This is a genomic window from Streptomyces sp. 6-11-2 (genome assembly GCF_006540305.1).
Taxonomy (GTDB): domain Bacteria; phylum Actinomycetota; class Actinomycetes; order Streptomycetales; family Streptomycetaceae; genus Streptomyces.
This window is the reverse complement of record NZ_BJOR01000001.1, coordinates 3393615-3415672: the sequence shown is the minus strand read 5'-3', so window position 1 is coordinate 3415672 and position 22058 is coordinate 3393615. Positions and strand designations below refer to the sequence as shown.

Here is a 22058-nt window from a genome sequence, read left to right as displayed (position 1 = left end):
GCTCTGGTGCGAGTGTGAAGAGGTCGCGCCGCGGGTGCGGCGCGGAGTGGGGGGGCTCAGGTGGCGACCCACTTCTCCTCGCTGCGGCGCAGCAGGCCCCACAGCGAGCAGAAGTAGACGGCGTGCTGGAACAGGTCGTAGAGCATCTCCGGGATCATCAGCAGCGCCACCAGCATCGGCAGGGGACCGGCGCGGCGTACGGAGACGACCTTCTCGACGACGAAGATCAGGCCGATCGAGGTCCACACCGGTGACAGGCCCGGCGGGCCGTACAGGGTGATGGACGTGATCATGAAGGTCAGGTAGACGAGGAAGGACAGCGCGCCGAACCCCATGAGGAACTGCTGGAGGAAGTAGCGGGCGGTGACGCGGGTCCAGCCGTAGTCGCGGAGGTTCTCCAGGGCGCCGCGCTGCCAGCGCAGCCGCTGGTGCCACAGCTTGCCCAGGGTCGGCATGACCTCGGTGGTGACCGCGCAGCCCGCCGGGGACATGGCGCGGTAGCCGAGGGTCTTGACCGCCTTGGTCATCTCGTCGTCCTCGGTGAGGGAGGCGAGGCTGTAGTAGCCGTTGCCGCCGCCGATGACGCCGGCGCGGCGGGCCGCCCGCACCTCGCGCAGCACCCGGGCCCGGAACATGGTGCCGGTGCCGGTGAGCACCTGGGCCTTGCCCCCGGTGCGTTCCAGCTCCCAGGCGTAGCGGTGGAACTCCATGCGCTGGAGCAGACCCAGCAGGCCGCCGCCCTCCTCGCCGTAGAAGACCCCGCCGACGGCGCCGACCTTGCGGTTGAAGGTGGCCAGGGCGGTCTCGGCGAACCACGGGTTGAGCACGGTGTCGGCGTCCTGCACCAGCAGCAGGTCCCGGTCGTCGAGGTGGGGCAGCATCCAGGCGATGGCCTGGTTGAGGGCGCCCGCCTTCTTGTGCGTGTTGCCCTGGGTGTGGAAGACCTGCGCGCCGTGCGCGACGGCGATCCGGGCGGTGTCGTCGGTGCAGTTGTCGGCGACGACCACGATCAGGTCCGGCCGCCGGCTCTGCCGCCACAGACCCTCGATCGCGGCGGCGACGCGGTCCTGCTCGTTGTGGGCGGGGATCAGGACCGCGAGCCGGGGTCTGCCGGCCGGCTCCTCCTCTGCGGCGTGCGCGCGGCGGGCGGCGTGCCGGCCCGTGGGTCGGGGCCGCGCTGCCGGCGCAGCGCCCAGGGAGCCGCCGGGTGCGGCGAAGTCGAGCACGGCAGAGTCCCCCGTCGTGATGGCTGCTTGGTGCCCGGTTTCTCCCCTACGGGCTCAAGGGCGCCAAGTCTTCACGATATTCACACAACACGACAAGGAGGTGCGCGTAACGGAATGCTCAATCTTGTTGGCGACTGTCCGTCATGTTCCGCGGCCGCGGGACCGGCTCGGCACGTGCTCAGATGCCGTAGCCGTCGCCGTAGCCGTCGCGTGCGTGGTGGTGGCGGTCCTCTTCGACGACCGTGGTGGGGGGCACCATGACGCGGCGGCGCCGGTAGATGCTGCTGAACGTCGTGACGCCGATCAGACCGACGATCATCAGGATGACGCCGACCACGTGCAGGTCGACCCCCTGCATGTGCCAGTCGGTCGCGAACGTGAGAATGGCTCCCACGGCGATGAGGATGATGCAGCCGCCGAGGCCCATGAGTGTCGCCTCCCTGTCCGGTGCCGGGTCCGGTGGTTCCGGTCGGTTCCGGTCCCTTCCGGTCCCTTCCGGTCAACTCCGGGTACCCGAAAGCCGGGTGACCATGCGGGGGCGGCCGCTCATGGGCCATGGGGTCCCCCTGCTCGAGCGAAGCCGAGAGCTTGGGGGAGGCCGTGCCGCTCAGCCCTCCAGGAACGCCACCAGCGCGTTCGCCAGCAGGAACGGGTCGTCGGCGGCGCACAGTTCACGGGCGCTGTGCATCGACAGGATGGCCACGCCGATGTCGACGGTGCGGATGCCGTGCCGGGCCGCGGTGATCGGGCCGATGGTCGTGCCGCACGGCATCGAGTTGTTGGAGACGAAGGACTGGAAGGGGACGCCGGCCTTCTCGCAGGCCGCCACCCACACCGCGCGACCCGAACCGTCCGTCGCGTAGCGGTTGTTGACGTTGACCTTGAGGATCGGACCGCCGCCCGCACGCGGGTGGTGGGTCGGGTCGTGCCGGTCGGCGTAGTTGGGGTGGACGGCGTGGCCGGTGTCGGAGGACAGACAGACCGTGCCGGCGAAGGCGCGCGCCCGGTCCTCGAACGATCCACCGCGCGTGAACACCGAGCGCTCCAGCACCGATCCGAGCAGCGGGCCGTCCGCGCCGGTGTCCGACTGGGAGCCGTTCTCCTCGTGGTCGAAGGCGGCCAGCACCGGGATGTACGGCAGCTCCGGCGTCCCCGCCGTGACGGCCGTGAGCGCCGCCGCGGCGGCGTGCACCGACAGCAGGTTGTCCATGCGGGGGCCGGCCATCAGCTCCCGGTCCCGGCCCAGGTAGGCGGGGGGCTCCACGGAGTGCGTCATCAGATCCCAGCCGGCCACCTCGCCCGGGTCGAGTCCCGCCTCCGCCGCGAGGAAGGCGATCAGGTCGCCGTCGCGGACGTCGTCGCCCAGGCCCCACACCGGTTGCAGGTGCCGCTGCTTGTCCAGCTTGAGGCCCTCCGCCGAGACCTGGCGGTCCAGGTGGATCGCCAGCTGGGGGACGCGCAGCAGCGGGCGGTCGACGTTGACCAGGCGGGTGGAGCCGTCGCGCAGCGTGAGCCGGCCGGCCAGGCCCAGGTCGCGGTCGAGCCAGGAGTTCATCAGCGGGCCGCCGTAGATCTCCACGGCGACCTGGCGCCAGCCGTGCGCCCCGGTGTCGGGCAGCGGCTTGACCCGCAGGTTGGGGGAGTCGGTGTGCGCGCCGACGATGCGGAAGGGGGTGTGCGGCGCGGCACTCTCGGGGACGTACCAGGCCACGATCGCCCCGCCGCGCAGCACGTACTTTCCGCCCGCCGTGCCGTCCCATGCGTCCGTCTCGCAGACCTGGCGGAAGCCGGCCTTCTCCAGCCGCTCGGCCGTGTTCGCCACGGCGTGGTACGGCGACGGGCTCGCCGCCAGGAAGGACATCAGGTCGTCGGTGTGGCCGCGGTCGAAGCGCTGGCTTGTACTCATGGGTTCACCTTAACGACGTCACGAGGGTCCACTCCCGGTGCCGGGAGCGGACCCTCGTGGGTGGGGGGTGGGTACAGCGCAGGTGGGGGGTGGGTACAGCACAGGTGGGGGGTGGAGACGGACGGAGGTGGGGTGGGGACCGGCCTAGAAGGCGGCCTCGTCCAGCTCCATCAGGTCCAGGTCCACGTTCTGGGCGACCTTGCGGGCCAGGGTGACGCCCGGCAGGACGTTGGCCGCGAAGAACTTCGCCGCCGCGATCTTGCCCTGGTAGAACGCCCGGTCCTTCGAGGAGGCCGTCTCCAGCTTCTCGGCGGCGATCGCGGCGCCCTTGAGCAGCAGGTGGCCGACGATCACGTCACCGGAGGCGAGCAGCAGACGGGTGGTGTTCAGGCCCACCTTGTAGATGTTCTTGACGTCCTTCTCGGTGGCGGCGAGGTCGGTCAGCATCAGGCCGACGAGGGCCTCCAGTTCGGCGGCGGCCCTGGCGAGGTGCTCGCGGGCGCCGGCCAGGTCCTCACCGCCGGTGCCGAGGGCCAGGAACTCCTTGATGTCCTCGGCGATCGAGTTCAGCGCGGCGCCCTGGTTGCGGACGATCTTCCGGAAGAAGAAGTCCTGGCCCTGGATGGCCGTGGTGCCCTCGTACAGGGTGTCGATCTTGGCGTCCCGGATGTACTGCTCGACCGGGTACTCCTGCAGGAAGCCGGAGCCGCCGAAGGTCTGCAGCGACTGGGCGAGCTGCTCGTACCCCTTCTCCGAGCCGTAGCCCTTGACGATGGGCAGGAGCAGGTCGTTGAGCGCGTGGTCGGCCGAGGCGTCCTCGCCGTTGGCCTCCTTGACCGCGATCGCGTCCTGGACCGCGGCGGTGTGCAGGACGAGGGCGCGCATGCCCTCGGCGTACGCCTTCTGCGTCATCAGCGAGCGGCGCACGTCGGGGTGGTGCGTGATGGTGACCTTGGGCGCGGACTTGTCCATGAAGTTCGCCAGGTCGGGACCCTGGACGCGCTCCTTGGCGTACTCCAGCGCGTTCAGGTAGCCGGTGGACAGCGTGGAGATCGCCTTCGTGCCGACCATCATGCGGGCGAACTCGATGATGCGGAACATCTGGCGGATGCCGTCGTGCTTGTCGCCGATCAGCCAGCCCTTGGCGGGGTGGCGGTCGCCGAAGGTCATCTCGCAGGTGTTGGAGGCCTTCAGGCCCATCTTGTGCTCGACGTTGGTGGCGTAGACGCCGTTGCGCTCGCCCAGCTCGCCGGTTTCCCAGTCGAACAGGTACTTCGGCACGAGGAAGAGGGACAGGCCCTTGGTGCCGGGGCCGGCGCCCTCGGGGCGGGCGAGGACGTAGTGGAGGATGTTCTCCTCCATGTCGTGCTCACCGGAGGTGATGAAGCGCTTCACGCCCTCGATGTGCCAGGAGCCGTCCTCCTGCTGGACCGCCCTGGTGCGGCCGGCGCCGACGTCCGAGCCCGCGTCGGGCTCGGTGAGCACCATGGTGGAGCCCCAGGTCCTCTCGACCGCGACCGAGGCGATCTTCCGCTGCTCCTCGGTGCCCTCCTCGAAGAGGATGCGGGCGAACGCCGGGCCGGAGGAGTACATCCAGATCGCCGGGTTGGCGCCGAGGATCAGCTCGGCGTAGGCCCAGATCAGGGACGGGGGCGCGGTGGTGCCGCCGATCTCCTCGGGCAGGCCCAGGCGCCAGTACTCGGAGTCCATGAAGGCCTTGTAGCTCTTCTTGAAGGTCTCCGGCACCGGCGCGGTGTTCGTCTCGGGGTCGAACACCGGCGGGTTGCGGTCGGCGTCCGCGAAGGACTCCGCCAGCTCGTTCTCCGCCAGGCGGGTCAGCTCCTCCAGGACGCTCCTGGCGGTGTCGGCGTCCATCTCCTCGAACGGACCGGTGCCGTACAGCTTGTCGCGTCCGAGCACTTCGAAGAGGTTGAATTCGATGTCGCGGAGGTTCGACTTGTAGTGCCCCATGGCCACGGCTCCCGTCGAGGGCTCGGCGAGGCACTGTCTCCTCGCATCTGGTTCACGTACCAACTAGTAGCTCCGATGATGCTACCCGCCGGTAATAAGAAGCAACCCCGATCCCGCCATGTGTGACCGAGCCCTCGTGCGGGTCAGTACGCTGTGGGCCATGTACGGATACGGCCAGCCGATGGACAGCGGGGCGGCACAGCAGGGGTACGTCCCTCCGCAGCAGCAGATGCCCGGCGGTGTCGGCGGGTACGGCCAGCAGGCTCCCGCCTATCCCGAGCCCTCGCCGCCCTCGCTCGCGGACGCGGTGCGCGCCTTCACCACGGGGCAGCTGGCCGCCGAGGACTTCCAGCAGGTGTTCGCGACCTCCAAGGTGTACTGCCCGCGCGGCGACAACCCCGGGTTCCTGGCGCTGCACAACACCCAGCAGCCGGTGATCCCGATGTTCACCTCGCTCAAGGAGCTGCGCCGGTACGCGGGCAAGGAGTCCAAGTACTTCGTGATCACCGGTGCCGAGGTGATCGACCTGCTGCCGACCGGCTACGGCTTCGTGCTCGACATGGAGGGCGAGCACCGGATGGTGTTCGACGCCAAGGCGGTCGAGCAGATGGTCGACTTCGCGATGCGCCGGATGTACGGCTAGTGCTGTGGCCGGAAAGGTTTGCCGGGCCGGTGAACCTTTCCGGTCACGGCACTAGGACCGGCCGTGGACGCCGCCGCTCGGAGCCCGGAGGGAATTCCCTCCGGGCTTCCTCTGTTGGGGGTGGCAGAAAGTTCAACGCTCAACTAAAGTGGTCGCACAAGGAGGAACCGACATGCCTGCAGTGACCGTCGAGAACCCGCTGACGCTGCCCCGTGTGGCCGCGCCCGCCGATGCCGTGGCTCGTCCCGTGCTCACCGTCACGACCGCGCCCAGCGGATTCGAGGGTGAGGGCTTCCCGGTGCGCCGGGCGTTCGCGGGGATCAACTACCGCCATCTCGACCCGTTCATCATGATGGACCAGATGGGTGAGGTGGAGTACGCGCCGGGCGAGCCCAAGGGCACCCCCTGGCACCCGCACCGCGGCTTCGAGACCGTTACGTACATCATCGACGGAGTCTTCGACCACCAGGACTCCAACGGCGGTGGCGGCACCATCACCAACGGCGACACCCAGTGGATGACGGCGGGCAGCGGACTGCTGCACATCGAGGCCCCGCCGGAGTCGCTGGTCGTGTCCGGCGGCCTCTTCCACGGCCTCCAGCTGTGGGTGAACCTGCCGGCCAAGGACAAGATGATGGCGCCGCGCTACCAGGACATCCGCGGCGGCAGCGTCCAGCTGCTCACCTCCCCCGACGGCGGCGCGCTGCTGCGGGTCATCGCCGGTGAGCTGGACGGCCACGCCGGCCCCGGCATCACGCACACGCCGATCACGATGGTCCACGCGACGGTGGCGCCCGGCGCGGAGGTCACCCTGCCCTGGCGGGAGGACTTCAACGGCCTGGCGTACGTGATGGCGGGACGCGGCACCGTGGGCGCCGAGCGCCGGCCGATCCACCTCGGCCAGACCGCGGTCTTCGGCGCCGGTTCCTCGCTGACCGTCCGCGCGGACGAGAAGCAGGACGCGCACACCCCCGACCTGGAGGTCGTCCTCCTCGGCGGGCAGCCGATCCGCGAGCCGATGGCGCACTACGGCCCCTTCGTCATGAACACCCGGGACGAGCTCATGCAGGCCTTCGAGGACTTCAAGAAGGGCCGCCTCGGCACCGTCCCGGCGATCCACGGGATGACCGAGGAAGGGCTGTAGGTCCTCCCGGCCGCTGGGCGCGAGGGCCCCGTCCGATGGTGGACGGGGCCCTTTCGCGTTCCTGCCGGGCCCCGTGCGGGACGCGGACCGCGCCACCGGCCGGAGCGCCGGTGGCTGATGCCGTGTCACCCGGGTGGGCCGTGCGCGCGGGACAGCACGTCCGGCGTGTGATCGTCTGGAGGTGTGCAGGCCCCCGCTCCTCTGCTGCCCGAGCCCGTCCGGCGTCTCGCCGCCTGGTGCGCCGCCGTTCTGCTGGTGTCCGGGGTGGTGTGGATCGGGGCGCGGTTGTGCGTGGTGTTCCGGACCGCGGTGATCCCGGTGCTGCTGGCGCTGTTGGGGACGGCACTGCTGCGGCCGTTGTTCCGGCGGCTCGCGGGAGCCGGGGTGAACCGGTCGCTCGCCGCCGGGATCACCTGTGTGGCGGTCGTCGTGGTCGTCGGCGGTGCGGTGTACATCGTGGTGGCCGCGCTGATCGACAGCGGGGACCAGATCCTCACCTCGCTCAAGAAGGCCGCGCAGTCGCTCACCACCCACTTCGGGGCGGCCGGGACCTCGCTGGACGACCTCGCCTCCAACGGCAGGCGACTCCTGGAGAAGTTCGGCGGAACGGCCGCCTCCAACGTCATCAGCGGGGTCAGCGTGGTCGGCGAGTCGCTCGCCATGGCCGTACTGGCCCTGCTGCTCGTGTTCTTCTTCCTGCGCGACTCGCACAAGGCCGCCGCCACCCTGCGCACGCTCGCCCCGCGCGGGACCGGCGACACCGCGGAGGCCATGGCCCGGCGGGCCTTCGCGGCCGTGGAGGGCTTCATGCGCGGCACGACGCTCATCGCGCTGATCGACGCCGTCTGCATCACCGTCGGCCTGCTCGTGCTGAAGGTGCCCGGCGCGGTCGGGCTCGGCGCGCTGGTCTTCGTCGGCGCCTACATCCCCTACCTGGGCGCCTTCCTCTCCGGTGCGGTCTCCGTGCTGGTCGCGCTCGCCGACCGCGGGTTCGTCATCGCGCTGTGGGCGCTCGGGGTGGTGCTGGCGGTACAGGTGCTGGAGGGGCACGTGCTCCAGCCGCTGATCCAGAGCCGGACCGTGCAGATGCACCCGGCCGTGGTGCTGCTGGCGATCACCGGGGGCGCGTCGGTCGCCGGGATCGTGGGGATGCTGCTGGCGGTGCCGCTGACCGCGGCGGCCTTCGGGACCGCCCACGAGCTGCGGGAACGGTACGCGGCTTCGCCGTAGGGCTCATGCCGGGGAACGGCTCACCTGGCCACCGAGGCCTCGTACAGCTCGAACCAGATGCTCTTGCCCTGGCCCCGCGGCAGGACGCCCCACGCGTCCGCGAGCAGTTCGATCAGCACCAGCCCGCGCCCGGAGGAGGCGAGTTCGCCGGGCCTGCGTTTGTGCGGCAGATCGTCGCCGGCGTCGGTGACCTGCACCCGCAGACGCCGCTCGCCCCTCTCACCACTGACCTCGGCCAGCACCAGCGCGTCGACGTCGGTGTGCAGCAGGACGTTGGCGAGGGTCTCCGACAGCAGCAGCACCGCCGTGTCCACGTGCTCCTCGCTCGACCAGTCGTGCAGCAGCTCCCGCAGTTGCCGGCGGGCCACGGAGACCCGCTCGGGCTCGGCCTGGGCGACCGTCATCAGGGTGTGCCGCAGCCTGGGGCGGACCGCCCGGCCGTCGCGGCGCCGGCTCAGCAGCAGCACGGCGATGTCGTCCTCGCGCCGGTCGGCCAGGGGCCCGGTGGTGTGGTGCGAGGAGGGTCCGTGCACGGCCTGCACCAGCGCGTCGGCGAGCTCCTCGGCGTCGCCGCCGTGCCGTTCCAGGATCGTACGGATCCGCTGCCAGCCGGTGTCCAGGTCGTGGCCGCCGGTCTCGATCAGGCCGTCCGTGCAGATCATCATCGTCTCGCCCGGCTCCAGGGTGAACCGGGTGATCGGGTAGTCGGAGTCCGGGTCGATGCCGAGCGGCAGCCCGCCCGCCGTCGGGCGTTGCAGCACCGTGCCGTCCGCCATCCGTATCACGGGGTCCGGGTGGCCCGCGCGGGCCACCTCCAGGACCCCGGTGCGCGGGTCGACCTCCGCGTACAGGCAGGTCGCGAAGCGCAGGTCGGCGACCCCGTCAGTGTCCTCGGCGTCCTCGCCGTCGGCGCCGGCGGCGAGGACGCCGTGCAGGAAACGGGAGGCGCGGGAGAGCACCGCGTCCGGGCAGTGCCCCTCCGAGGCGTAGGCGCGCAGGGCGATGCGCAGCTGGCCCATGAGCCCCGCGGCACGCACGTCGTGGCCCTGGACGTCCCCCATGACCAGGGCGAAGCGTCCCGGCCCGGCGGACGTGCGGGACCGCGAGGTGGCGCCGGGCAGCGGGATCATGTCGTACCAGTCGCCGCCGATCTGGAGGCCGCCGCCGGTGGGGACGTAGCGGGCGGCCACGTCCATGCCGGGGACCCCGGGGCCCACCGTCGGCATCATCGCGCGCTGCAGGCCCTCGCTCAGCTCCCGCTCGGTCTCCGCGGTCCCGGCCCGGGACAGGGCCTGGGCGAGCATGCGGGCCACCGTGGTCAGCACCGAGCGCTCGTCCGGGGTGAAGGCCACCGGGTGGGTGAAGGCGGCCATCCAGGCGCCCATCGTGCGGCCTGCGACGGTCAGCGGCAGGAACGCCCAGGAGTGGCGGTGGAAGCGCTCGGCGAGCGGCCAGGTGAGCGGGTAGCGGGACTTGTACCGCCCCGGGGAGGAGAGGTAGACGGCCCGCCCGGTGCGGACCACCTCGGCGGCCGGGTAGTCCGTCTCCAGCGCCATGTGCACGAAGGGGCCCTCGTCGCCGGGCCGCTGCCCGTGGTGGCCGATGATCGTCAGCCGGTCGCCCTGCATGCCGAAGACCGCCAGCCCGTCCGGCGAGAACCCCGGCATCGACAGGCCGGCCGCCACCCGCAGCACCTTCGCCGTGGAGCGGGCCTCGGCCAGCGCCCGGCCGGCGTCGAGCAGGAAGGCCTCCCGCGAGCGCCGCCAGTCCCCGGTGACCGCTCTTCGCCCGGCGGGGGAACCGGGCGTCGGCTCGGCGACCTCCTGAAGGGTGCCGATCAGCTTGTACGCCTTCTTGCGGGCGTCGAAGGTCGGCTTGGAGCGGCTGCGCACGACCCGGACGAACCGGTTGCGCTCGTCCATGATGCGGATGCGCACCTCGGCGAGGGTGCCCTCGGCGACGGCCAGCTGCACGACGCCGGTGATCTCGTTCCAGTCGACCGGGTGGAGACGGGCGCGCACCTGGGCTTCCCTGAGCGTGGCCTCCTCGGCGGGCAGCCCGAGCAGTCGGGCCGCCTCGGCGTCGACCGAGACCAGGCCGGTGGCCGTGTCCCAGTGCCACATCCCGGTCGCGAGGGCGGCGAGTACGTCCCCCACGGCGGGCAGGGGCTCACCAGTGCGCATTGCCCCACTGTAAGAAGAGGCGATCGGACACTGCCACCGAAGGTGTACGGCCGTGCGGACTTCGGCGCTGCCCCGTTGCCGGCCGGGACCTCTCTTAATGGTGGGGAGCCGATCTTGAGGTGCCCGGTACGCTTGGTAGGTCCGGGCCGTGCCCGCCCGGTGATCCCCGATCCGCGAAGACTGGATGAACGACGATGCATCGGTACAGGTCCCACACCTGCGGCGAGCTCCGCGCCTCTGACGTCGGCACCGACGTCCGGCTGAGTGGCTGGCTGCACAATCGGCGCGACCTGGGCGGCATCCTCTTCATCGATCTGCGCGACCACTACGGCATCACGCAGCTCGTCGCCCGTCCCGGCACGCCCGCGTACGAGGCCCTCGACAAGCTCTCCAAGGAGACCGTCGTCCGCGTCGACGGCAAGGTCGTCTCCCGGGGCGCCGACAACGTCAACCCCGAGCTGCCCACCGGCGAGATCGAGATCGAGGTCGGCGAGGTCGAGGTGCTGGGCGCGGCGGCCCCGCTCCCCTTCACCATCAACGCCGAGGACGGGGTCAACGAGGAGCGGCGCCTGGAGTACCGCTTCCTGGACCTGCGCCGCGAGCGCATGCACCGCAACATCCTGCTGCGCACGGCGGTCATCTCCGCCATCCGCCAGAAGATGTCGGCGATGGGCTTCAACGAGATGGCGACGCCGATCCTGTCCGCCACCTCCCCCGAGGGCGCCCGCGACTACGTGGTCCCCTCCCGGGTCCACCCGGGCAGGTTCTACGCCCTCCCGCAGGCCCCGCAGCAGTTCAAGCAGCTGCTGATGATCTCGGGCTTCGACCGCTACTTCCAGATCGCCCCCTGCTTCCGTGACGAGGACGCCCGCGCGGACCGCTCGCCGGGCGAGTTCTACCAGCTCGACGTCGAGATGAGCTTCGTCGAGCAGGAGGACGTCTTCCAGCCGATCGAGAAGCTCATGACGGAGCTCTTCGAGGAGTTCGGGGACGGCCGCCACGTCACCTCCCCCTTCCCGCGGATCCCGTTCCGCGAGGCGATGCTGAAGTACGGCTCCGACAAGCCGGACCTGCGCGCCAAGCTGGAGCTCGTCGACATCACCGACATCTTCGCGGGCTCGGAGTTCAAGGCGTTCGCGGGCAAGCACGTCCGCGCGCTGCCGGTGCCGGACACCGCCGGGCAGCCCCGCAAGTTCTTCGACCAGCTCGGCGAGTACGCGGTCGAGCAGGGCGCGAAGGGCCTGGCGTGGGTGCGGGTCGGCGAGGACGGCGCGCTGAGCGGCCCGATCGCGAAGTTCCTGACCGAGGAGAACGTCGCGGAGCTGACCAAGCGGCTGTCGCTCGCCCCCGGTCACGCGGTGTTCTTCGGCGCGGGCGACTTCGACGAGGTCTCGAAGATCATGGGCGCGGTGCGGGTGGAGGCCGCCAAGCGCGCCGGCCAGTTCGAGGAGAACGTCTTCCGCTTCTGCTGGATCGTCGACTTCCCGATGTACGAGCGGGACGAGGAGACGGGCGGGATCGACTTCTCCCACAACCCGTTCTCGATGCCGCAGGGCGGCCTGGAGGCCCTGGAGACCCAGGACCCGCTGGACATCCTGGGCTGGCAGTACGACATCGTCTGCAACGGTGTCGAGCTGTCCTCCGGCGCCATCCGGAACCACGAGCCGGACATCATGCTCAAGGCCTTCGAGATCGCGGGCTACGACCGCGAGACCGTCGAGGAGAAGTTCGCCGGCATGCTCCGCGCGTTCCGCTTCGGCGCCCCGCCGCACGGCGGCATCGCGCCGGGCGTCGACCGCATCGTCATGCTGCTCGCGGACGAGCCCAACATCCGCGAGACCATCGCCTTCCCGCTCAACGGCAACGCCCAGGACCTGATGATGGGCGCCCCGACCGAACTGGACGAGTCCCGCCTGAGGGAACTGCACCTGTCGGTACGCAAGCCGCAGCCGAAGTAGGCCGCGGCCGCAGCATGAAGGCGGCTCGGAACCGGTGTCCGGTTCCGAGCCGCCTTTACTGTTCGGACGGGGTCAGTACAGGGCCTTGTACCCGCCCCAGCCGGTGCCGATCTGCGTCCGTGCGCCGAAGCCGCCCTTTGCGTTGCCGTAGTGGCGGAACAGCTTGCCGGAGGTGTCCCGGCAGATCAGGTCGCCGATGCCGTCGCGGTTGAGGTCGCCGGCGCCGACGCAGGCGTTGTACGAGGCTCCCCACTTGGTGGCGATCTTGACGCGGGCCTTGAAGGCGCCGGTGCGTGTGCCGTTGTAGCGGTAGAGGTTGTTGGACTTGTCCTGGGCGATCAGGTCGCCGATGCCGTCACCGGTGATGTCGCCGACGGCGACGATCCTCTTGTACGTCTTCCAGTTGCTCGCGATCTTGACGCGGGCGGAGAGCTTGCCCGCGCCGGTGCCCTTGTAGAGGTACATGTCCCCGGTGGACGCCTTGCGGACGACCAGGTCCGGGCGTCCGTCCCCGGTGATGTCACCGGTCGAGACCATGACGTCGTACTGATTCCAGCCGCTCGTACCGAGCGTGGTGTACGGCGTCGACGCCTTCAGCGCGGCGCCGCACTTCGGCTTGTAGAGCCGCAGCGAGCCGTTGCCCGGCCGTACGACGACGTCGTTGCAGCGGTCGCCGCTCAGGTCGCCGAAGGGCACGACCGTGGTCCCCTTCGGCCAGCCGGTACCGGCCACCTTGGTCGAGAGGGTGCCCTTGGCCGTGCCCAGGTGGATGGTCAGGGAGCCCGTGGAGTTCATGGTGAGCAGGTCGCCGATGCCGTCGGGACCGCCGTAGTCGTGGCGTACGGGCGAGCCCGCGGTCAGAGTGCCGCTGCCGCCGCCGATGGCCACGGCCGTGGAGGTGCCGAGGCCGGTCGCCTTCAGGCTCCACTTGAACTGCCCGTTGGGGAAGGGGACACCGCCCGCCGTCCTGCCGTCCCAAGGGGCCGTCACCCGCGCGGTGGCCGCGCCGCCGGTGAGGGTGCGGGTGGCCTTGCCGGTCTCGCCGCTCTCCACCGACGTGAACGTCAGCGACCACGAGGTGACGGGACGGGACAGCAGCCAGGTGCCGGTCCAGGGGGTCGAGGTCTTCAGGTTCGCCTGAGTGGCGGCGTCCGTCAGGAACGCGGCCGGGGCCGACGGGGCGAAGCCGGTCGTGGCGACGTGGGTGCGCTCGTGGAGGTCGAACCAGGCGACCAGGCCCGTGTACTCGTCCACGGTCCAGCGGTAGCGGCGGTCGGCGGCCAGGCCGGTGTCCGGCACCTCGGAAGCCAGTACGCGGGTGGCGCCGGTGGCCGCGTCGGTCAGGACGAGGGTGCCGGCCGCGTGGTCGTGACGGACCGTGAAGCCGTCGCCGAGCAGTACGTCACCCGGGGTGACGGCTCGGGAGGTGCCGGCCTTGGTGTCGTACACGCCAGCCGAGGCAGTGCCGCAGGACCAGTACAGCCAGCGGCCCGCCGCCTGGAGTTCACCGGGGACGCAGCCCATGCCCGGGACGGTGACCGTGGTGAGGGTCTTCTTCTCCGTCAGGCTGTAGGAGGTGACCCGGCCGGCGCCGGCGGCGCTCCACAGGACGGGGCCGTTGAGGGCGGCTGCCTGGACCGAGCGCTTCAGCAACTGGCCGTAGCCGAACCGGCCGACGTACTGGGCCGGGGCGGTACCGCCGGAGTCGTAGACCGCGTAGTCGTCGGAGACGTCGACGATGCTGCCGCCCGTGGTGTTGAAGCCCATGGAGTGGTAGCCGATCGGGACCAGCCGGTCCGAGCCCGGCACGGGGCCGTCCTCGTAGACGTCGGAGGCCCCTTCCAGGTAGACGTCCTGAGGCGAGGTGACCGTGTTGCCCCACAGCGCCGAACACGTGGTGCCCGGGTAGGGGCACTTCGGGCGGATCTTCGTTCTCCCGGTGGCCGGGGACGCGGCGAGGACCGTACCGCCGTCTGTCGTCAGGGTCCGTACGGAGGTGGTGTCGAAGCCGTTGGCGTCGGCGGGGTCGGCCTGGGCGACCCGCAGGCTGCCGCGGCTGAGGGCGATGCCGGTCTTGGCGTTCTCCGGGGCGGGCACCTGGTACAGCTTCGTCAGCTTCGGCGTGCCGTCCGCCGCCAGGCTCACGCGCTGCACCCACCAGTCGGCGGCGCTCGTGCCGCCGGTGACGAGAGCCGTGTCGCCGGGCCCGTGGACGGCGGACTTGCCGGCCTTGTCCAGCAGGGTGCGGGACGAGCCGTCGACGAGGGAGAGGGCCGTCAGACCGGTGGTGCTGGTGCCGGCGCCCGTCTGCGGAGGCAGCAGCAGCCAGTCGCCGGTCAGGACGGGCTTGGCGAACTGGTAGGGACCGGGCAGCGCGACGAACTCCTCGTCGCCGCCCGGGTCGGTGCGCGGCTTGACGTGCAGACCGCCGTCGCCGTAATAGCCGATCCGGCCCTTGCTCAGGACGGCGGGAACGGTGGCGGAGACGTTGCTGAACGCCTTGGTGACGACGGCCGACTCGATGTCGATGTAGTACAGGCTGGTGCCCCACCTGACCAGCACCCCGGCCGCGTCGGCGGCCATGACGTAACCGTTGTTGACGGTCACCTCGGCCGGGGTGAAGGGGCGTTCACGGCGCTCGCCGTCCACGGTGTCGATGAGGGTACGGCTGGTGAGGACGGTGTTCCCGGCCAGCGCCCGGTAGGGGTACGCGGACGTCACGGTCGACGTCCTGCGCGTGGCCGGATCCCACAGGGTGACGGTCGTGGCGGACGTGCTCGTGGGCAGGGCGACGAGGTCACCGTCCGAGCCGTACCAGGCCTGCTGGCAGGTCGAGCCGAAGGTACTGCACGGCCCCGTCGGCGTGAAGAGGCCGTCCGGGGTCCGCACACTGACGGTGGTGCCGTCGGCGTGGCTCGTCCACAGCAGTCCGGGGATTCCGGACTGCCCGTGCAGGAAGCCGCCGGGACCGGCCGCGAACGGCTGGTCGAAGCGCGGCTGGGCCGAGGCCGGGTCGGTGAGCGTGATCTCGGTGGTCCCGGCCGCGCTCTGCGCACCCGCGGCTCGAGCGGGGCCACCGGTTCCCGTCAGGACGGTGACGGACGCGGCCGTGACGGCGACTGCGAGTGTGGTGACGGTGGCGGCCAGTCCACCCCGCCTCAGGGCGTGTCTGCCCACGTGAGGATCCCTCCCGGCGAGGGTCCCCTGCCCTCGCACAAGTGAGCGGACTTTACCAGGAGTTTTCCAGCTCTTTTCGCGATGCCGGAACGTGAAGAAGCCGCGGAGGGAGGGGGGTACGAGTGGGGGCGCCCGGCGCTTTCTCCCGCGAGCACTCTCAGGCTCAAGGTGATCGACGCGCGGACCTGCGAGCCGGACGGCGAGCCCCCCCACCTTCTCCACGAACACGACGACGCGTCGACGACGCGTACGACGCTGATCGAGGACACCACGGTCGCGGGGAAGTGACTCCCCGCGGCCGGACGTCCGGTCACGGGCGCTGTGGTGCTCGGTGCTCTCCCGCTCCTACGAGGGCTCGCCGCCGAAGCGCTCCTTGTACGTCTCCAGGTCGTCGTCCGTGAGCTTGGCGAAGAGGACCGGGGGCACCGTGAACGGGGTGCCGGCGGGGACGGTGGACAGGGAGGCCGCCTCGGCGGGGGTCACCCAGGTCGCCGTGTCGCCGTCCAGGGAGAACGCCGAGCGCATGGCCGCCGACGAGGTCGGGATGAACGGCTCCGAGACCACCGCGTAGAGGTGGATCAGGTTCATCGCGGTGCGCAGGGTGAGGGCCGCGCCGTCCTTGTCGGTCTTGATCTCCAGCCAGGGGGACTTCTCCTCCAGATAGGAGTTGCCCGCCGACCACAGGGCGCGCAGGGAGGCCGCCGCCTTGCGGAACTGGATGGCCTCCATGTGCTCCTCGTACTCGGCGAGGAGACGGACGATCTCCTCCCCGAGCCTGGCCTCGGCCTCGCCCGGCTCGCCGCCCTCCGGGACCGCGTCGCCGAAGCGCTTGCGGGAGAAGGACAGCACCCGGTTGACGAAGTTGCCCAGCGTGTCCGCCAGGTCCTTGTTCACCGTGGCCGTGAAGTGCTCCCAGGTGAAGGACGAGTCGTCGGACTCCGGCGCGTTCGCCATCATGAAGTAGCGCCAGTAGTCGGCCGGGAGGATCTCCAGCGCGTCGTGCGTGAAGACACCGCGCCGCTGCGACGTGGAGAACTTGCCGCCGTAGTAGTTGAGCCAGTTGAAGGCCTTGATGACGTCGACCTTCTTCCACGGCGCGCGGGTGCCCAGCAGGGTCGCCGGGAACATCACGCTGTGGAAGGGCACGTTGTCCTTGCCCATGAACTGCGTGTAGTGGACGTCCGCGTCCGACTCCCACCACCACGAACGCCAGTCCCGGTTCTCCGGGTCCTGGTCCGCCCACTCCTTCGTGGCGCCGATGTACTCGATCGGGGCGTCGAACCAGACGTAGAAGACCTTGCCCTCGGCGGCCAGGTCCGGCCAGGTGTCGGCCGGGACCGGGACGCCCCAGTCCAGGTCGCGGGTGATCGCACGGTCGTGCAGGCCCTCGGTGAGCCACTTGCGGGCGATCGAGGAGGCCAGCACCGGCCAGTCGTCGGCGCGCTCGTCGACCCACGCCTCGACCTCGCCGGCCAGCACGGACTGGAGGAGGAAGAGGTGCTTGGTCTCGCGGACCTCCAGGTCGCTGCTGCCGCTGATCGCGGAGCGCGGCTCGATCAGGTCGGTCGGGTCCAGGACCCGCGTGCAGTTCTCGCACTGGTCGCCGCGCGCCTTGTCGTAGCCGCAGTGTGGGCAGGTGCCGATGATGTACCGGTCGGGCAGGAAGCGGCCGTCGGCGTTGGAGTACACCTGGCGGATGGCCCGCTCCTCGATGAACCCGTTCGCCTTGAGTTCGCGGGCGATCTCCTGCGTGATCTCCCGGTTCTGCGGGGACGAGCTGCGGCCGAAGTAGTCGAAGGCCAGCGCGAAGCCGTCGTAGACCGCCTTCTGCGCGTCGTGCGCCTGCGCGCAGAACTCGTCGACCGGGAGGCCCTGCTCCTTGGCCGCGAGCTCCGCCGGGGTGCCGTGCTCGTCCGTCGCGCAGATGTACAGGACGTCGTGGCCGCGCTGGCGCAGATAGCGGGAGTACACGTCCGCCGGGAGCATGGACCCCACCATGTTGCCCAGGTGCTTGATCCCGTTGATGTACGGAAGGGCGCTGGTGATGAGGTGTCGAGCCATCGCGGGCTGCTCCCAAGTCGCTACGTGGAGTGACGATCTCGTCGGGTGCGGGTCGTCTACGGAACCTTGAAATCGTAGCCGACACGGGTGGGCCGCCCGCTTCCCGTTTTGAGGTGTGGGAAGGGGCGGCCCTGGTCCGGTGGGTTACGGGCGTGTGGCCCGGTGGGTCACGGGCGCCAGTTCGCCAGTACGCCCTCGTAGAGCTCCTGGTCCGTGAGCTCGCGGGGGGTGGGGCCGGCGTGGAAGAAGGACGCGGTGTCGGTCTTCAGTTTGCGGAGGTAGTCGAAGGCCTTGTTGTCGTGCTCGCCGAAGGCGACGAAGGAGAAGAAGACGGCGGGGTGCTTCTGCGCCGCGTCGGTGAGGGACTGGGTGGCCGGGGTCTTGGTGTCCGGCGCGCCGTCCGTCTGGAAGATCACCAGGGCGGGGGTCGCCGGGTCGTCGGCCGACTCCGCGCGGTGCGCCAGTACGGCGTCGACTGCGGCGTGGTAGCTGGTGCGGCCCATGCGGCCGAGGGAGCCGTGCAGGTCGTCGATCCGGTTCTCGTGTGCGGCGAGGGTCAGCTCGCCGGTGCCGTCCACCTCCGTGGAGAAGAACACGACCTGGACCGTCGCCTCGGGGTCGAGGTGGGCCGCGAGGGCGAGGGTCTGCTCGCCGAGGGCCTGGGCGGAGCCGTCCTTGTAGTACGGGCGCATGGAGGCGGAGCGGTCGAGGACGAGGTAGACCTTGGCGCGGGTGCCGGTGAGGTCGTGCTTCGCGAGGGCGGAGGCGGCGGACTGGTAGGCGGTGGTGAGGGCGGGGGCGTGCGAGTGGATGTGGGCGAGGGGGGTGGCGGGCTCGGCGCCCGTGTTCTCCGCCTCGGACTGGGCGTCCGGCTCCGCCTCGGGTTCGGCGGCCGGCTCGGTCTCGGACTGGGCGTCCGGCTGCGCCTCGGGTTCGGCGGCCGGCTCGGTCTCGGACTGGGCGTCCGGCTCCGGCTTGGTTTCGCCTTCGGCCGGTGAGGGCGACTGCTCAGCCGTGGGCTCCGGTTCCGGCTCCGTCGGCTGTTCGGCTGCGGGTTCGGGGGTGGGCTCGGACTCGGCTTCGCCTTCGGCCGGTTCGTTCCCACCCGCATCACCCGTGCGGGTGTCGTCGGCGGGTGCGAGTGGCCCCTCCGGGGCTTCCTCGCCGTCGGCGGCTTGCGGGGTGTCGGCCTCCGGCTCCGCCTCGGGCTCGGTCGCTGCCTCGGACTCGGCCTGCGGTTCGGGCGTCGCCTCGGGCTCCGACTCCTGCTCCGCCGCTGCCGGTTCGGCTGCGGGTTCCGGGGTCGGGTCCTCAACCACCGGGTCGGAGGTCGCAGACGCCGGTTCGGGTGCCGGTTCCGGTTCCGTGGCTGCCGGGGTCGGCTCGGGCTCCGACTCCGGTTCCGTGGCTGCCTGTTCGGGGGCCGGGGTCGGCTCCTCGGCTGCCGGGGCCGGGGTTGCCCCGGGCTCCGACTCAGGTTCTGCAGCGGTCGGTTCGGGGTTCGGGGTGGGCTCCTCCGTCGTCGAGCCGGTCGGGTCCACGGGGGTGGCCGGCTTGGGGACGGTGATGTTGTCGAAGGCGGCCGAGACCAGATCGTGCTCGTCGCCGGTGGAGGGCCGCGGGTCCGGGACGTGGACGGTGGCGGGGGGTTCCGGGGCGGACTCGGCCGCCGGGGCGGGGACCTTCGGCTCCGGCTGCTGGGCAGCGGTGGGGGTCGGCTCCTGGGTTGGAGTCTGCTCCGCACCCTCTGCCTCGGCCGTACGCCCCTTGCGTGACCGGCCGAACGCGTTCCGCAGGAGAGTGAGAATGCCCATGTGCGCAACCCTTCGTGAGTTGATGCCCGTCAATCCCTGGCCAGGACGGACACGTAAGGTTAGCGGCCCCGAGTGGTGATCTTGGGCAGGGGCGAGTACCGGCAGGCGGGCCGTGTCAACGCGATCCTCGGCCGTCGTGCAGCGTGATGTCGACGAGCAACGCGCGGTGGTCGGTGTCGGCCAGGGCGAGGAAGCGGGCGCCGGTCGCGGAGAAGTCCGGTGAGACGAGCACGTGGTCGATCTGGGCGCCGAGGGTGGGCGCGGTGCGGGCCGGCCAGCTGGGAGCGCGCTCGGCGCCGGCCAGGCGGGCGGCGTCGCGCAGTCCGGTGTCGATGATGCGGCGGAAGGCCGCGTGGTCCTGGGAGGCGTTGAAGTCGCCGGCCAGCACGGTCGGGGTCGTACGGTCCGCCGCGGCGAAGGCGCGCAGCCGGGCGAGTTCCCGGTGCCAGAGCGCGACCTGGCCGGGCAGCGGTGGCATGGGGTGCACGAGCTGGAGGCGCACCGCGTGCCCGCGGACGTCGGCGACGGCGCCCGGCATGCCCATCGTGCCGCGGACTCCGGCGGTGCCGCGCAGGGCGTAGCGGCTGAGGATCAGGGACCCCTGCGAACCGCCCGCCCGGACCGCCCGCCGGTACGGGTAGTCGCCGCCGACTTCCCGGTCCAGCGTCGCCTGGCAGGTGTACTCGCACTCCTCGACGAAGACGATGTCGGGCCGCTCGCGGCGGATGGCCGGGACGAGGGCCGGGGCGCCACGCCCGAACTGCACGTTCGAGGTCAGCACCCGCACTTCGGCCACGGCATGGCCGGCCGGCGCGGAGACCCTGCCGTACGGCTCGATGAACCACGCCAGCAGCCCCAGCAGCGCCACGCCCCACACCGCCCCCGCCCACCAGCGTCCGCGCAGCGTGAACGCCAGGCCCAGTCCGGTGGGCACGAGCAGCCACGGCAGGAACGCGAGGAGCTGCGGTACGGGCGTGATGCCGTCGCTGTCGGCCAGCCGGCACCCGACGACGACGCTCACCCCCGCGAACATCAGCCCGGCGCACCAGCTCGCGAACCGTCCCCCCTGCTTGGTCACGACGCCGAGCCTACGGGGTCGCCATGGACTCCGGGCGTCCTGCGCGCGGGAGCAGCGGGATCAGACGCGCACGCGCGGCGGCGGCTGCTCGGGGCGGGTCCGGGTGGTGGGGGCCTCGGCCGCCCGGCGGCGGAAGGGCCGGCGTGGGCGACGGGAGAGCCAGGTCAGCGCGGCCACCGTCAGACCGAGGGCGACCAGGATCCACGAGGCGGTGCGCAGGGTGGCCGTGAGGGCGTCGTAGACGGCGCCGACGGCCGGCTGGGAGACCTCGGCGGGGAGGTCGGCGAGGGTCAGGCTGCGGCCGATGGCGACGGCGAGGGCGAGCAGCGCGCCGCCGAGGGCGGTGCCGAGCGCGGTGGCGGTCAGCGCCCGGCGGCGGCGGGCGGCCAGGGCGAGCCCGGCGACGGCGAACGCGACGGCCGCGACCGGCAGCCAGAAACCGGCGACTTCGAGCACGTGGAACCCCTTCCGCAGGCGGCCCAGTTGCTGGGCCGGAAGCAGATCGACCTCGGTGTGCTGGACGGGAATGCGGTTCGCGAGCGGTACGTGGTCCTGGGCGAGCTGGGCCTTGACCTGGGCGGTGACGGGCGCGAGATCGACGGTGACCGGGCGTTCGAGGGGGGCGCGTTCGTCGCGCAGGGCCCGCAGCACGGCGTCGTGGGCGGCCCGGTTGCCCTCGTTCCACGCTGTGCGGAAGGCCTCGGTCCGGGTGAACGAGCGGACGGCGTCGTGCACGAAGGGGGTGATGGTGCCGGGGCGGACGCGGGCGTCCAGCCCGTGGCCGATCTCCTGCACGATCCCGTCCCCGACGGTGTCCGCGATCGCGTCGCGGACGTCCGGGTCGTCGGCGAGCGGCGCCATCGTGGTGACGTAGCGACCGGTGTCGGAGAGCCCGTACGCCGCCCAGGCCGACAGCACGCCGAACGGCACGAGCAGGCACGAGAGCGCGATGAGCACGGCCGACAGGCCGCTTCGCATACGTCGGGACACGTTCTCAGCCAAGGCCGTCACCCGCCCCTCCGCGAGCGGAGGGGCGGCATTCGGGTGACCGGGAGAGCGGGTCGGTCGGTTCGGTCGGTCCGGTCGGTCCGGTCGGTCAGGTAGGTCAGGTCGGTCCGGGGCTACCGACGCGGGTTCAGCGGGTCAGCGGATCAGTGGGTCAACTCACGCGATGGCCCGCCGCGTCCTCGTGCGTGTAGAACCAGTAGAAGCAGAAGAGGCCCGCGACGATCGCGATCCCCAGCGACAGGCCGACCGTCGACACGAGCGCACGGCCGCTCTGGCTGTAGAGGAAGCCGAACGCCACGCCGATGAAGGCGAACCACAGCGCCGCGTGCCGCTCCCGCCGCAGCCGGGGGCCGAACATGAGGACGCCCGCCAGGACCAGCGTGAACACGATCGTGGTCACGAAGCCGAACAGCACGTTCCAGCCCGTGATCGGTCCGCCGTCGCGCCGGTCGGCCGCGGCCCAGTAGCCGTAGACGAGCCCCAGTGCGAGCGGTCCCGCCCACCGGCCGATGGCATGGGCCCGGGCGCTGAACAGGTTCGGTGGGCGGGTGGTGCGGGTGGTGATACCGGACACGGGTGCCGCGTGAGCCATGAGAGCGCTCCTCTCTCTCCTCGCCCCCGCCTACCAGAGCACACCGGGGAAGGGGCCCTGGCAAGTC

At 71.3% G+C, this 22058-nt stretch carries 15 protein-coding genes; 4 read left to right on the top strand and 11 right to left on the bottom strand.

What is annotated here, in order from left to right; all coding sequences use genetic code 11:
- Positions 1 to 56: 56 nt before the first annotated feature.
- The 4 genes from TNCT6_RS14685 to TNCT6_RS14670 all read right to left on the bottom strand — a co-directional run bounded on the left by TNCT6_RS14685 (position 57) and on the right by TNCT6_RS14670 (position 5103).
- A complete protein-coding gene (locus TNCT6_RS14685) occupies positions 57 to 1091 on the bottom strand; it encodes a glycosyltransferase family 2 protein (protein ID WP_141366434.1) in 1035 nt (344 codons plus the stop codon).
- Between the two features lie 313 nt (positions 1092 to 1404).
- Positions 1405 to 1653, bottom strand: a complete 249-nt coding sequence (locus TNCT6_RS14680; protein ID WP_141359799.1) for a DUF6458 family protein — start codon at positions 1651 to 1653, stop codon at positions 1405 to 1407.
- A 180-nt stretch (positions 1654 to 1833) separates the two neighbouring features.
- Positions 1834 to 3132, bottom strand: a complete 1299-nt coding sequence (locus tag TNCT6_RS14675) for a M18 family aminopeptidase (RefSeq protein WP_141359798.1) — start codon at positions 3130 to 3132, stop codon at positions 1834 to 1836.
- A gap of 144 nt (positions 3133 to 3276) precedes the next feature.
- On the bottom strand, positions 3277 to 5103 hold the full coding sequence (locus tag TNCT6_RS14670; RefSeq protein WP_141359797.1) for an acyl-CoA dehydrogenase: 1827 nt from the start codon (positions 5101 to 5103) through the stop codon (positions 3277 to 3279).
- A 160-nt stretch (positions 5104 to 5263) separates the two neighbouring features.
- Here TNCT6_RS14670 and TNCT6_RS14665 point away from each other — a divergent pair, with 160 nt between their 5' ends.
- The 3 genes from TNCT6_RS14665 to TNCT6_RS14655 all read left to right on the top strand — a co-directional run bounded on the left by TNCT6_RS14665 (position 5264) and on the right by TNCT6_RS14655 (position 8120).
- Complete coding sequence (locus tag TNCT6_RS14665; RefSeq protein WP_141366432.1) at positions 5264 to 5746, top strand: SseB family protein; 483 nt, start codon at positions 5264 to 5266, stop codon at positions 5744 to 5746.
- Between the two features lie 172 nt (positions 5747 to 5918).
- Complete coding sequence (locus TNCT6_RS14660) at positions 5919 to 6890, top strand: pirin family protein (protein WP_141359796.1); 972 nt, start codon at positions 5919 to 5921, stop codon at positions 6888 to 6890.
- A 183-nt stretch (positions 6891 to 7073) separates the two neighbouring features.
- The gene (locus TNCT6_RS14655) at positions 7074 to 8120 is read left to right on the top strand and encodes an AI-2E family transporter (protein ID WP_172632906.1); all 1047 of its coding nucleotides are present in this window, start codon (positions 7074 to 7076) and stop codon (positions 8118 to 8120) included.
- A 20-nt stretch (positions 8121 to 8140) separates the two neighbouring features.
- Here TNCT6_RS14655 and TNCT6_RS14650 read toward each other — a convergent pair whose 3' ends face one another.
- Entirely contained in the window at positions 8141 to 10303 is a 2163-nt protein-coding gene (locus TNCT6_RS14650) for a SpoIIE family protein phosphatase (RefSeq protein ID WP_141359795.1), read from the bottom strand.
- Between the two features lie 194 nt (positions 10304 to 10497).
- Here TNCT6_RS14650 and aspS point away from each other — a divergent pair, with 194 nt between their 5' ends.
- The gene (gene aspS, locus TNCT6_RS14645) at positions 10498 to 12261 is read left to right on the top strand and encodes an aspartate--tRNA ligase (protein WP_141359794.1); all 1764 of its coding nucleotides are present in this window, start codon (positions 10498 to 10500) and stop codon (positions 12259 to 12261) included.
- Between the two features lie 72 nt (positions 12262 to 12333).
- On the opposite strand, the gene TNCT6_RS14640 is transcribed toward aspS, so the two are convergent.
- The 6 genes from TNCT6_RS14640 to TNCT6_RS14615 all read right to left on the bottom strand — a co-directional run bounded on the left by TNCT6_RS14640 (position 12334) and on the right by TNCT6_RS14615 (position 21991).
- Positions 12334 to 15438, bottom strand: a complete 3105-nt coding sequence (locus tag TNCT6_RS14640; RefSeq protein ID WP_141359793.1) for a VCBS repeat-containing protein — start codon at positions 15436 to 15438, stop codon at positions 12334 to 12336.
- Positions 15439 to 15783: 345 nt separating this feature from the next.
- A complete protein-coding gene (metG, locus tag TNCT6_RS14635) occupies positions 15784 to 17499 on the bottom strand; it encodes a methionine--tRNA ligase (RefSeq protein WP_141359792.1) in 1716 nt (571 codons plus the stop codon).
- 167 nt (positions 17500 to 17666) lie between these two features.
- Positions 17667 to 19313, bottom strand: a complete 1647-nt coding sequence (locus tag TNCT6_RS14630; protein WP_141359791.1) for a VWA domain-containing protein — start codon at positions 19311 to 19313, stop codon at positions 17667 to 17669.
- A 115-nt stretch (positions 19314 to 19428) separates the two neighbouring features.
- On the bottom strand, positions 19429 to 20346 hold the full coding sequence (locus TNCT6_RS14625) for an endonuclease/exonuclease/phosphatase family protein (RefSeq protein WP_141366428.1): 918 nt from the start codon (positions 20344 to 20346) through the stop codon (positions 19429 to 19431).
- Between the two features lie 105 nt (positions 20347 to 20451).
- Positions 20452 to 21381 (bottom strand): hypothetical protein, encoded by a 930-nt coding sequence (locus TNCT6_RS14620; protein ID WP_141359790.1) that lies wholly within the window; start codon positions 21379 to 21381, stop codon positions 20452 to 20454.
- A gap of 169 nt (positions 21382 to 21550) precedes the next feature.
- Positions 21551 to 21991: a hypothetical protein gene (locus TNCT6_RS14615; RefSeq protein ID WP_141359789.1), complete on the bottom strand. Its 441-nt coding sequence runs from the start codon at positions 21989 to 21991 to the stop codon at positions 21551 to 21553.
- Positions 21992 to 22058 lie beyond the last annotated feature (67 nt).

Bases quoted from the DNA above. Each gene is read 5' to 3' on its own strand.
- TNCT6_RS14680 (WP_141359799.1), bottom strand. From the start codon at position 1,653: ATGGGCCTCGGCGGCTGCATCATCCTCATCGCCGTGGGAGCCATTCTC.
- TNCT6_RS14650 (WP_141359795.1), bottom strand. From the start codon at position 10,303: ATGCGCACTGGTGAGCCCCTGCCCGCCGTGGGGGACGTACTCGCCGCC.
- TNCT6_RS14660 (WP_141359796.1), top strand. From the start codon at position 5,919: ATGCCTGCAGTGACCGTCGAGAACCCGCTGACGCTGCCCCGTGTGGCC.
- TNCT6_RS14670 (WP_141359797.1), bottom strand. From the start codon at position 5,103: ATGGGGCACTACAAGTCGAACCTCCGCGACATCGAATTCAACCTCTTC.
- TNCT6_RS14630 (WP_141359791.1), bottom strand. From the start codon at position 19,313: ATGGGCATTCTCACTCTCCTGCGGAACGCGTTCGGCCGGTCACGCAAG.
- TNCT6_RS14615 (WP_141359789.1), bottom strand. From the start codon at position 21,991: ATGGCTCACGCGGCACCCGTGTCCGGTATCACCACCCGCACCACCCGC.
- TNCT6_RS14675 (WP_141359798.1), bottom strand. From the start codon at position 3,132: ATGAGTACAAGCCAGCGCTTCGACCGCGGCCACACCGACGACCTGATG.
- aspS (WP_141359794.1), top strand. From the start codon at position 10,498: ATGCATCGGTACAGGTCCCACACCTGCGGCGAGCTCCGCGCCTCTGAC.
- metG (WP_141359792.1), bottom strand. From the start codon at position 17,499: ATGGCTCGACACCTCATCACCAGCGCCCTTCCGTACATCAACGGGATC.
- TNCT6_RS14665 (WP_141366432.1), top strand. From the start codon at position 5,264: ATGTACGGATACGGCCAGCCGATGGACAGCGGGGCGGCACAGCAGGGG.
- TNCT6_RS14625 (WP_141366428.1), bottom strand. From the start codon at position 20,346: ATGTTCGCGGGGGTGAGCGTCGTCGTCGGGTGCCGGCTGGCCGACAGC.